Below are 12,216 nucleotides of genomic sequence, written 5' to 3'. Positions count from 1 at the left end.
TTAGGCTTCTACAATAACTCTATAACAAAAGGATGTACTAGATATAACTACTCGATGCTTTTAGTTAAGTGATACTATCGTGTAGAAATATTCTAATTCGCGCTTCCACAACAGATAACTTGCTATTCATGAGAAAGTAAAGTTTTCGCCTTCACTATATCTTCCTCTATGGCATCCGTCATTTCAAATCCGCGCCTATTGTGATCTTGTCCAATTGGGTTCTTTTCAAATTGTTCATATTCATTTAACATACTTTCATAGGTTTCGATCGCAATCTTTGCATACCTATTACTTTTATGTTCCCCAGCCAAGTCAACAGAAAGGTGGATAATCCCTTGATAAATTCTCAAATCAAACGGGTCCAATTCTAATGCATTCCTATATTGATGTAATGCGTCCCTCTTTTCATTAATTTTTTCTAGTAATACGCCGGATTGATAGATCACTTGCGAATTCATCGGTTCCAACGCTACCATTTGATATATCGCATTTTTTGTCTTCCTTTGATCCTTTTGATTGGTTAACGTATCACTTAGCTTATACCAGTATTCTGTATCAAATCGATTATAACTTATTGCCTCCTTCAGATACTGTTCACGTTCTTTTAGATTATCGGTATTCATAGCTTTTTGATATGAAACATCTGCTTGCATAAAGCGATAAGCAAAGGTTAAGGCAAATAACAAAATGACTGCATATATCCCTAATGAATAGAGTGGCCATTTTTTCAGTCGCTTTGGTTCAGCAATTGTTTTTAAACCCATAGCAATTAACCAGAAAATCATAAAGACAACAAATCCAAAAGCCAAGTTAAAATCGATAAAGCTGTGAGCCAAAATCGTAGCTAAGCTTAATAAAATCGCAAGATAAATCGATCTATCATCTGCACAACGCATAGTTTGCCATATGCGGAGGATGAGATAAGCTAGAATACTAATCGTGATTAAAAATCCGGGATACCCTATATCTAGGATTACTTCGATATATTCATTATGTATTTTCTTAGATTGATAAGGTAATTGCTGATAATTACGATAGATAGATTCCCAGGCTTTTCCCCCTTGCCCTATCAAAGGGGCATCCAAACTCGCTTCCATTGCATCTTCTACAATAAGCACTCTTTCTCTTGCCGTCGAACTATCAATAATACTTGCCATCCTTTCTTGCAGATTGGCAGGCAGTTGCTTATATATCAATCCTTGATTAGCTAGATCGAACCCAAACAAAATACCAAAAACAATGACGATTACAGGTAAAATACCTCGATGAAACTTTTTCAGTCTAACGTTTAAATCTAGCTGATAAATCCACCAAATTACCAAAAAGGATAGTAAAGACAGTACAACGATGCTGATACCCGTCAGAAACATATTTCCTTTTTGTAAAAGGATAAATACCAACATTCCGCTCAACATGGTTATCATAGTATATAGAGTATAACGTAATTGATGTTGAAACGAGAAACAACAAATTCCGATCAACCAGACAATCGGAAAAATAAGATACATACCTCTTGAATAGGATTCTAGAAAAGCTGCGATAAAAGCAGTTAACGGAAAAGAGTAAAAGAATATCCCTCGCCAATTTTGCCTTTTATTAAGCAACATAACTAACCCAAACATATAGAAAGCAATCATAACCATGCCAAACGTATTCGGATATTGAAAGACACCAGCAAATCGATCTTTGATAAATGCCCCTGGATCATTTAACAATCCGAATTGATTAAGTAACATATGGACAGTAATCAGGACACCAGTAGCATAATAAATATAAGGAGCAAGCTGTCTTATTTTAGGATGTTTGTTGATACTCCAATACAATAAATAGAAAAAACTAATATAAGTAGTCCAACGAAAGACCATATTAAACGCACCTTCGGGATGCTTAGCTTGAATTAATGAGATGAGATAGCATATTGGAATAATTAAGATAAACAAAAGGTCACTCCAAGTAGTGAAATCCCGATCATACAACACTCTTAACATCAACAAAAAGGTAAGCGAGTAAATAAAAATATGTACCATATAAAAATCTGAATCAAAATACAAGCCCTGTTGTAAAGGAGCAACCATAAATAGTAGCGAAAGCAAAACAAAGAAGAACCAACGCATCAGAAACCTCCATCAATTGGATCAACGGGACAGTGGAAATGTCCCGTTATTCTAGAAAATCGTATACTCGTTTTCGATAATATTGCTGCAATCTTTTCGTTATTTCCCCTATCTGATTATGATGGATAGGCTGATGATCTATTTGTGTGATCGGTACTATTTCTAAGGGAGTTGCCGTAAGAAAACATTCATCAGCCTCTTGTAATTCCTCCACTGCTATTTCTCTTTCTTCAACAGGGATAGCTAATTCTTCAGCAAACATCAGAACTTTTTTCCTTGTGATACCACCAAGTATATAGTGATTGGTTGGATGTGTATGTATCACACCATCTTTAATCATATAAAAATTAGAAGCACCACATTCACGAACAATGCCATCGCGATGAAAAAGCGGTTCATGATAGCCATTGCGCTGTGCTTTTGTTCGTGCAAGCACATTACCTAGTAAATTCAATGACTTAATATCACAACGGAGCCAGCGAATATCCTCTTGCAATGTAACCTTAACCCCTTTTCCCCACATTTCTACTGGCTGATCAAAACGGTCAACCGTCGCATAGAAAATCGCATCTAATTCTTCCATATAAACATGATCTCGAGGCTGCATACCTCTTGTTACTTGCAAATAGAGTTTGCCATCAACCGTAAAATTATTTTTTTCGGTAAGTTGCTTTAATAATTGCTTTATTTCTGAACGGGAAAATGGTGCCCGAATTGCTAATTGTTCCATCGAATAAAACAAACGATCTAAGTGCCAATCCAAAGCATGAAGCTTTCCATCATATATGCGAATAACTTCATAAACACCGTCACCAAATTGATAGCCACGGTCTTCAAAAGAAACCATTGCATTTTCTGATTTACGCTCCACTATTTCATTGTTCCACAACATATAACCAATCATTTTCATTCCCCCTTTATTGTATTATTTTAACATATGAATACGTTGAAAGAGCGGAACGAAAACAAAAATTTGAAGTTCTTCTATATGGGGGAGCATCATTATAGGGACTTATCCTGATGTTTAAAAACCCGCCCAGACCTTATCACTAATTGCTAAGTTGATCTGCGACTCGTATAGAAGCCATTATGATTTATATAGACCGTATAACCATCGCTCCGGCTGCCCACTTCCCTTTCCGTGAGGTTTGTCCTTCAGCTAACTTTTTCGAGCAACAACCGCTCAAAAAAGTGGATTTTCAGGTCAAACGATTCCCACAAGAGTTGAAGTGGCGGCCTCCACTGAATTATTTTCTACAACATTTATCAGAGCTAGTTAAATGCTTTCTTTTCAAAAGATGCGAGCTGCCATTCTGGCATTTCTCGCATCCTTTTTTGCTACACTTTGTTAATCTTTTAGCATGTAAATTAGCGATCTAGTCTTTTTTCCGTTTATAAATTAGGATCCCTATTGCACACAGAAGTAGAATTAGTCCGAATAGAAGATAGTTGTATGTGCTGGTTGCTGTGTCTGGCAGTTCTGATCGATCTATATCACCAGAATCCTCAGATGATTCCTCATCTATTTCAGGTGCTGAAGAATTCGACTCATCATTAGAACCATTTCCATCAGCCTGCTTCCCTTGATCTGTTTCGGTTGGTGGTTCTTCTTGATTGGTAATCCGTATTACTGTTGAAGTTAATGGAGCAAGTTTAATACTATCTTCATTAACAGATACTCCTTCTGGATCAGTAATGGTCGTTGTTCCTGCTTGAGCACGATCGACAATCACTTCACCTGCTGTAAGATCTTCTGCTAATGTAAGGTGTCGTTCCTCACTATCTGCATTAACAAAAACATAATACGTTTCTTCCCCACTTGAATCATCGGCACGGTATCCAATTACCAAGTCTTCCTCCGCTATTTCCGGAGCTTTGACCAGTGACACATTATCACGAACCTCTTCCCTTGTCGCATGACGAAATGCATCTGTTGAACGACGCAATTCGATTAAACCTTTCGTATAAGCTACTGTTGTCGTCTCAATTGGGTATGCTTCTTGATTTGTCGCCTTTTCCCATTCGAATTTATTGATCGCATCTGTCGAATCATAGGAATCATGAATAAAATACGGATATTCAAAAGGTTCACCATTTTCACTTGTTAAGAATGTTGATTTGTATGGCGGCTCTGCTACTTCTGTTTGGTAATCTTCATGGCGGAACTGTTTGGTACGTCCATACTCCTGTCCAGCATGAATGAAAGGTGTCCCCTGTGAAGTTAAAACCATCAGATTTCCCAATCGAATACGACTATGGATCTCTTCGGCATAATCTTTCGGGTCCTTTTTTATCGATTGGGCAATGACATCATGTAAGGTTAAATTGTCATGTGCTGCAATATATGGCACGACATCCCCTGGATCATCAGCGATGAAATTACCTGGATTTGCTGTTAGATTGTTAAAAATTGTTTGTATATGTCGTGCTCCACCAGTAAGAAAACGTGGTTGTCCTTCACTGCCAAAGCCAGATTTCAATTCATTACGGAATTCATCTGAGAAGGATGCCACACTATTGGTATCTTGCATCCAATCTTGATCAGCAGGCTGAACATCCGGATAATTTTCGTCTCCAGCAAACGTTCTCCAACCTTCCCCAATCATCAAAATATTCGGATTAAGTGCTTTAGCTTCATCATATGCGATTTGAATACTCTCTGCATCATGATCCCCCATCATGTCGAAACGGAAGCCATCTACTTTAAATTCATCCACCCAATAGCTGATCGAATCAACTAAAATCCGTCTAGCCATTTTATGTGTTGTACCTAAGCGGCCACCACCAAAGCTTTCCCGTGGTGTTCCATCTGCATTCATAAAATGATAATAATTTGGTTCTAAATCTTCGAAAATATGAACTTGTGCTGTATGGTTGTAAACGACATCTAGGATAACTCCCATTCCACGGCTATGAATCTCATCAATGAGCAGCTTGAATTCTTCTATTCTCTTTTCCGGATCTGTCGGATCTTCGGAATACATACCAGATAAAGAGAAATAGCTGTGCGGATCATAGCCCCAGTTATAGCTATTATTTTCTGAAGAATAGTCTAGTAGTCGTTGATCTTTATCTAATTCATTAGCAAAGTAATAACTCATGACAGGCAGTAGTTGAATATGAGTCACACCAAGTTCTTCAATATAATCCAGCTTTTCGACAAAGGAAGCAAACGTTCCGAACTTAGACTCCAGTTCTTCATCGATACTTGGATCGGAAGTAAAGTCACGAACATGGATTTCATAAATGATTGCATCTTCTCTTTTGTCAAATCCTTCAATATCCGCATAGTCCAATTCTGGTCCGATAGTGCTTGGATCTACAATGGCAGCTTTACCAACACCACTATCCGAATCACTGCTATTCCATGCTGCCATGGACTTTGCATATGGGTCCAATGTTAAAACCGTTTCACCGTCTCGTTCGATGGCAAAATGGTAATAGTTACCGATTAAGTTATCTAAATGTGTATTGTCTTGGTTTAACTCTACTTCCCATATCCCTTTTTCACCACGTGTCATCTCGATATCATCTTTTATGATTTGCTTCGGATCGTCTTTATCGTAAAGGACAACAGAGACTTGATCTGCACTTGGTGACCATACTCTCAAGGTCACATTGGATTGATCCTGAACTTCTAAGCCTAACTCACCATCATAACCATACATTTCATCTTTTAAGCGCCAGCCAATTGATGCAATGACACTACGGTTATGATGTGTGATAGTAAAAGGTGCCTTTTCTAGGTCAAAATCGCCGTTGACGATAACAAGGTTGTCTCCTTCAGAAATATCAACCGATTCTACCGGTACCTCCGAATCCTCTATATCTTTAACTTCTAGATCCTCAACTAACGCTTCTTCTGATAAGCCAGCCAAAGATGTAAATCTGAGTTCAATCTTTTGATCTGACAATACCTCTGCATTTACTAGTCCTTCTTCTTTAACAAAGTAAGGATTCGTATAAACGGTATTATCGCCTTTTCGTACAAAGATCTGACTATGATCAGCCAAATCTTCAAACGTAAAATCTTTAGACTGCCAATCGGTTTCTTTGTTTAAGAAAAGGAAGCCGATTTGACTCGGCTTCTCTATTAAGGGAAGATCTACATAAGATCCTTTCATTCCTATTCGTTGATCGGATAAAGAATGGGCACCATCCGGCCAATTATCTGTAGGTTGGGTAACATCTCCCCACGTCCAAAGGCCAAGATCCTGATAAGAACCTTCCTCCTGATAGAAATTCACACGAATCTCCCCTTGATTATCAAGTGGTTCATAATAAAAAACTTGATAATCCTCTGTAATCCAAACCTGGTTCATATCCAATGAAAGAATGTCAACCATGATATCACCAGATAAATTGTCACCATTTGTATGATTAATCAGCATTCCCACTTGTTCTGCGTTCTCTGCCAATTCCACATCAACGAATCGTCCATATTCTGTTTGATTTTCCTCTTCAAACGGCAAAGCTCCATTCGGCCAAGCTTCTCTATCTTCTGATGTGGTTGCTACATCTTCCCAAACCCATAATCCTAATTCGTCAAAATTTTCGTTATTTCCCGGGAAATGGACACGTAAATGCCCCTCTGGTATTTCCTCTGTTTCTGGCTGTTCGCTTGGCTTCTCCGTTGCTTCACCCGATAGAATATTTCCGTTATTGACGGTTAGCAAAATCGTGCCACCATCATCCATTGCAGGGATATCTACTGTAATCACAAATTCACCTGCATCGTTTTCTGTCGTTTGATATGTTTTATCTTGATAATGATCTGTTATGGTTGTTGATGCTTGATCTACTTTTAGTGTGACGCTTTGTGATTCTTCCGCAACATTTAGACCAACATAGACATTGTCATCTAGATAAGCACGTTCAAATACGAGGAATTGTTCCTGATCAGACCCCGTTATTTTCTGGCGTGATCCTTTAGCAAAAATATCAGAATAATCTTCTCGGAATGATAAAATCGATTGATAGTGAGCCAGTATTTCATTATCTTCCACACTTTTCCAATCTAAATTATATCTATTATCATACTCCGGCCAATTATTTGCTCCAGATTGACCTAATTCCTCTCCATAATAGATAACTGGCTGTCCTTTTGCTGTCATCTGTAAAGACGCTGCCACCTTAAATTTGCCTTTGTCACCTCCAAGACTGTATAAGAAGCCGTCTTCATCATGACTGCCTAAAAATTGACCAAGCATCGCAGTGTTATCAATCGTTTTATTTCTTGCGATAAGTGTTTCGTTGGCACTTTCCAGATTACCGTTAACAAAATTGGTAGCTGTTCCTTTGAATTCAAAGTCTAATAGGGAATCCATCATTCCGGAACGAAGATAACCTTGATCATCGTGTTGACCCACTCCCCATGCTTCGCCGATCAGTTGAAAATCTGGCTTTTCCTTGGTTAATTCATTACGGAAATGCTGCCATGTTGTACCATCGACATGTTTCACCGTATCAACACGATAATAGGCTAATGAATTTCCATTTGCTGTTGTAGATTTTGAAATCCAATTCCTTTGCCATTCAACAAGCTGTTCACGAACTTGCACTTCTTCTGTTTTGAAATCCGGTAATCCAGATAACTCCATTTTTTCATCACCGGAACCGGAACGATCACGTAACATTCCATCAAAACGAGCTCGGTCTTCATCAGTTGGATAGCCAGGAGGCGCATTTGTTAACGATTCTTTTAAGCCATAACCAGGATGATTTAATACAACATCTGCCATAATCTTCATATCTCGATCAGCAGCTGCGTCAATAAGTGCATGAAATTCTTCTAATGTTCCAAGGTGTGGATTTAATTCTTCAAAGTTTTTCGCCCAGTAACCGTGGTATCCGAAATAGGAGCCTTCAGATGTATTATAATTCACATCATATCCGATATTTTCTACAATCGGTGTAATCCAAATGGTATTGACACCTAAATCCTCTAAGTAATCTAACTTATCCATAACTCCTTTAAAATCGCCACCCTGATAGGTCCCACGATTATTATCATAACTGTCATAGTTTAAACCATAAGGGTCATTATTTGCTTGATTACCGTCATAAAATCGATCTGTTAACATAAAATAGATGACTGATTCATCCCAATCGAGATTACTTCTTGAAACATCTCGTTCACTAACTGTAGCAGTTACTTCTGTCTTATAAGCACCACCATCTTCGTCTACTACTGTTACTGGGATTGTTTTTTCACCAGGTTCGACATCATGCCGGACAGATAATGTGACTTCGTTTAACGCTGGTGAAATCGTAAGACGTTCCTCGCCACCTAGAGCTGTCGTATCTGCATAAATCGAGTCGATTTCTTTCTCTGAATTATTGGTAATATCTAGCGAAAGGACCGCATGTTCATTATACGTAAAATCACGATTTACCGAGCCTTCTACGCTGATATCATGTTCACCCTCACTTTCTTCCGGTTCCTCTTCCACCTCTTCTGTCGAGGCATAATAAGGATTGGTAAAATATCCTTCGATACCTTCTTTTAAGAAAATTTGACGATGATTGTTCAGATCATTAAAGCTCATATCAGTAGTCTGCTCACCCGAATCATCCCTTTTCACAAGCAGAAAGCCAATGGAACTAGGGTCTTCTATCAGTGGAATATCAACATAAGCTCCATATGGTCCAACTTGTTGATCTGAAAAAGGCCGAGCATCCGTTGGCCATGTTTCCGACGCATCGATTACGTCCCCCCAAGTCCATACTCCCCATGGTTCATAGGAGTCTGCATCTGTTGCAAAATGAACTCTTAATACATTTTCTTCTAAATCTTCCGGCTCATAAAAGTACACTTGACCATCAGTTGTAAGCCATACCTCGTTCATGTGCTCGGATATAATATCGATCGAGATGTCATCTGTCAAGTTTTCTCCTGCTCGGTTATTCACGACAAGTCCGATGTTTGCTGCGTCTTGTTTGATTTCAACATCTATATACGCGCCATAATCATCTGTTCCACCATCTTCAAACCAAGTCCCATTCGGCCATTCACTTGCCTCGTCAGATGGGGTTGTTACATCTCCCCATAACCAAACGCCAATGTTGTTAAGATCATAGTCAGCATAATCATAATGAATACGCAAGTGACCATCCTCAATGGAGTTTGAATCATTTTCCTCTGCTTCAAGTGACTGACTCGGTGCAAACCCAGTAAATAAACTAAAAAACATAACTACCACCATCAAAAGCACTAACGGTTTTCTTGCTCTTTTACTAGCCAACAAATCATTCCTCCTCTTTTTTGTGCAATATCTGCGCAAAAATAATGCAATTTTACGAAAACGTTTGCATTATTGTTCCAAAAAATATTGCACTTAATTTTAATAAAATTAGTGCAAACGTTTTCTTTATCAATATACAATACCCGAAATGAAATCGCAACCATTAATACCGAACTAGAAATATGAAATCAAAAAAACTGCTAGATGAAACTATAAGATTTCCTTGTAAAGGTGGATTAACAGGGAAATATATCTATGAAAATGCTAGGTTTTTGTGATAAATATTTAATTACTCGAAGTCAATGATTGCACCATTATGATCTTTCTGATCTAACACAAAAAAGTTCCGATACTTGGAACTTTTTTATCAGTCATTCACTTCACTAATCTATTTTTCACAAAACAAAAGCACCTTTCCATGATATGGAATCACAAATAATAAGAATACTGAGCAATTCGCTCAGTCCTTATCACAAAATTGTTCAAGATTTACGCTTCCTCTAGTGGCTATTATGGAATAATATCAACTGCTTGACCACCACTCCGGCTGCCCACTTCCCTTTCCGTGGGGGTTGCCCTTCAGCTAACTTTTTTGAGCAAAACCCGCTCGAAAAAGTGGATCTTCAGGGCAAACAATTCCCACAGGAGTGGAAATGAACGGCCTTCGTTAAGATCTGCTCTACAACACTAGCAGGAAGTAACACAGCTGCTTTTATACTCACGGTTAGCGATTTTCTCTTTTTCCATTGTAAAAAAGTCAACCTATTACTTATCACAAGAATTGTTGGACCTGCTCATAGCGAAGTAATTAGTCGGAGCGTTTACAAATATACATCAAACATTTCAAAAACTACTTCGCGACTTTCTTAACTTATAAAAAATACTTGTGGCACAAATTCGTCCTATAACTCAGACTTTCAAAATGATTTTACCGATATTTTTGTTAGCTTCCATATGTTGATGAGCCGCAGCTGCTTCAGTAATCGGAAAAGTAATGTCGACTACTGGTTGGACTTTTCCTTGTTCAAAATAGGTGAATAACTTGTTGATAAAATCTTTGCTTAGTTCTGCTTTATATTCGTCACTTCTTGGCGTCAGTAATGTCCCTGTTAATTGAATTCTTTTTGCCATTAAATCCATTAAAGAAAGCTGATTTACTGTACTGCCGCCCAGTACACCAATCAGTACCCATCTGCCATCGACAGCGATACTCTTATAATTATTCTCCCAATAGCTTGCTCCAACAAAATCGAGGATTACATCGACACCCTTATGGTTAGTTGCTTGTAATACTTCCTCAGCAAAATCCTGTTGCTTATAATTGATCACTGTATCAGCACCTAATTTGCGGCAATAATCCAATTTCTCTGCTGAACCAGCCGTTGTAATTATTTGTGCATTGGATATCACTTTAGCTAATTGTATGGCAGCTGTTCCTACTCCGCTTGCCCCTGCATGAATCAAAACTGTTTCAGCTTCTTGTAAGTTAGCGATCCAATATAAGGTTTGATAAGCAGTTAAAAATACTTCTGGAATTGCAGCTGCTTCTTCAAAACTTAAGGTATCAGGAATCTTCATCGCTCGGTCTGCTGGCATAGCTACTTTCTCAGCATATCCTCCACCATTCACTAATCCCATGACTCTGTCACCTTTTTTAAAATCTGGATGACCGTTAGGTTCTGCAACTTCACCAGCTACCTCTACACCTATAATCGGATTTTTGGCATAACCTAATCTGCCTTCACGATTTAAAATATCCGTTCGATTTACCGCTGTAGCGTACACTTTAATTAATAGATCTCCTGGTTCTAATGTCGGTTCTGGCATTTCCTTATAAACTAATTGCTCTGCTCCACCTGGTTCTTTCGCTATAATTCCTTTCATTTTTATCCTCCTTGTCAAGGTTACTTTAAAAGCGTAGAGCAGCTTACTCTACGCTTTTCGATATGCTCTTCGTTCTGCATATTCTACACATTTATAACAAACCGGGATTTTTTCATCCTTGTCATTGTAGTAATAACTTGGCTTAACAGGCTTCTTCCCACAAACACCACAATTTTCCCTGCGAAATATTCGTGAAAGAAACTTCATATGACCGCTCCTTATTATCCAGTTTGTACCTTTAGAAGATACATTATATATTATACCTCATGCACCTCACATCACTAAAGTAATGCGTTTTTTCGCTAACATTCATAAATCTCGATAGGTAACTGATCCGGATCTTGAAAAAAAGTGAAACGTTTATTCGTGATTGGATCTACTCTTATCTCTTCTACTGGTATCCCCTTTTCTTCGAGAACTGCTGCAGTCTCTTCTACATCCTCCACTGAAAAAGCGAGATGTCTTAAACCACATGCCTCTGGAAAGCTTGGACGCTCAGGTGGATCCGGAAAAGAAAAAAGCTCCATCACATATCTATTATGTAAAGCCAAATCTAGTTTATAAGAATTACGTTCTTTCCGATATACCTCTTTTATGATCGATAGTCCTAACTTATTAACATAGAAATCTTTCGAAACCTGGTAATCAGAGCAGATTACCGCAATATGATGAATAGCTTTAAACATAACAACACGCTCCTTAAAAAGTGAGAATTCTCTCAGTGGATTTTATGGATTTTTAGTACCGTAACAAACGAATCATTTTCCCTATTGTACACAAAATATTCCTCAGAATAACAGAAAAAACCTTTTAAATGACAGAAATTGATGGAATCTTAAGCAAGTGAACGATATGTTCTTTCAAAAGAACAAAAACAACCACTAATTCTTTAAAAAGAACAATTTTGACGTTTTTCATTGTAGGTAAAATAGACTATACTTAATGCAGTTCTTTATAAAGAACATAAGCGTGAA

General features: G+C 38.0%; 5 protein-coding genes. All 5 read right to left on the bottom strand.

All coding sequences use genetic code 11. The annotated features are described in order from the left end of the window. Positions 1-122: 122 nt before the first annotated feature. Positions 123-2,114 (bottom strand): O-antigen ligase family protein, encoded by a 1,992-nt coding sequence (locus J5J03_RS00810; protein WP_208585647.1) that lies wholly within the window; start codon positions 2,112-2,114, stop codon positions 123-125. A 46-nt stretch (positions 2,115-2,160) separates the two neighbouring features. Further along, entirely contained in the window at positions 2,161-3,018 is an 858-nt protein-coding gene (dat, locus tag J5J03_RS00805; RefSeq protein WP_208585646.1) for a D-amino-acid transaminase, read from the bottom strand. A gap of 472 nt (positions 3,019-3,490) precedes the next feature. Continuing rightward, complete coding sequence (locus J5J03_RS00800) at positions 3,491-9,358, bottom strand: pullulanase (RefSeq protein WP_231710537.1); 5,868 nt, start codon at positions 9,356-9,358, stop codon at positions 3,491-3,493. 909 nt (positions 9,359-10,267) lie between these two features. After that, positions 10,268-11,242: an NAD(P)H-quinone oxidoreductase gene (locus tag J5J03_RS00795; RefSeq protein ID WP_208585645.1), complete on the bottom strand. Its 975-nt coding sequence runs from the start codon at positions 11,240-11,242 to the stop codon at positions 10,268-10,270. 302 nt (positions 11,243-11,544) lie between these two features. Next, positions 11,545-11,928, bottom strand: coding sequence for an SMU1112c/YaeR family gloxylase I-like metalloprotein (gene gloA2 / locus J5J03_RS00790; protein WP_208585644.1), 384 nt, complete (start codon positions 11,926-11,928; stop codon positions 11,545-11,547). Positions 11,929-12,216 lie beyond the last annotated feature (288 nt).

This window comes from Gracilibacillus suaedae, assembly GCF_017599345.1.
GTDB classification, from domain to species: domain Bacteria; phylum Bacillota; class Bacilli; order Bacillales; family Amphibacillaceae; genus Gracilibacillus; species Gracilibacillus suaedae.
This window is presented reverse-complemented; position numbering and strand designations above follow the sequence as displayed.

Excerpts from the sequence above, each read along its gene's own strand:
- J5J03_RS00810 (WP_208585647.1), bottom strand. The coding sequence starts at position 2,114 with ATGCGTTGGTTCTTCTTTGTTTTGCTTTCGCTACTATTTATGGTTGCT.
- dat (WP_208585646.1), bottom strand. The coding sequence starts at position 3,018 with ATGATTGGTTATATGTTGTGGAACAATGAAATAGTGGAGCGTAAATCA.
- J5J03_RS00795 (WP_208585645.1), bottom strand. The coding sequence starts at position 11,242 with ATGAAAGGAATTATAGCGAAAGAACCAGGTGGAGCAGAGCAATTAGTT.
- gloA2 (WP_208585644.1), bottom strand. The coding sequence starts at position 11,928 with ATGTTTAAAGCTATTCATCATATTGCGGTAATCTGCTCTGATTACCAG.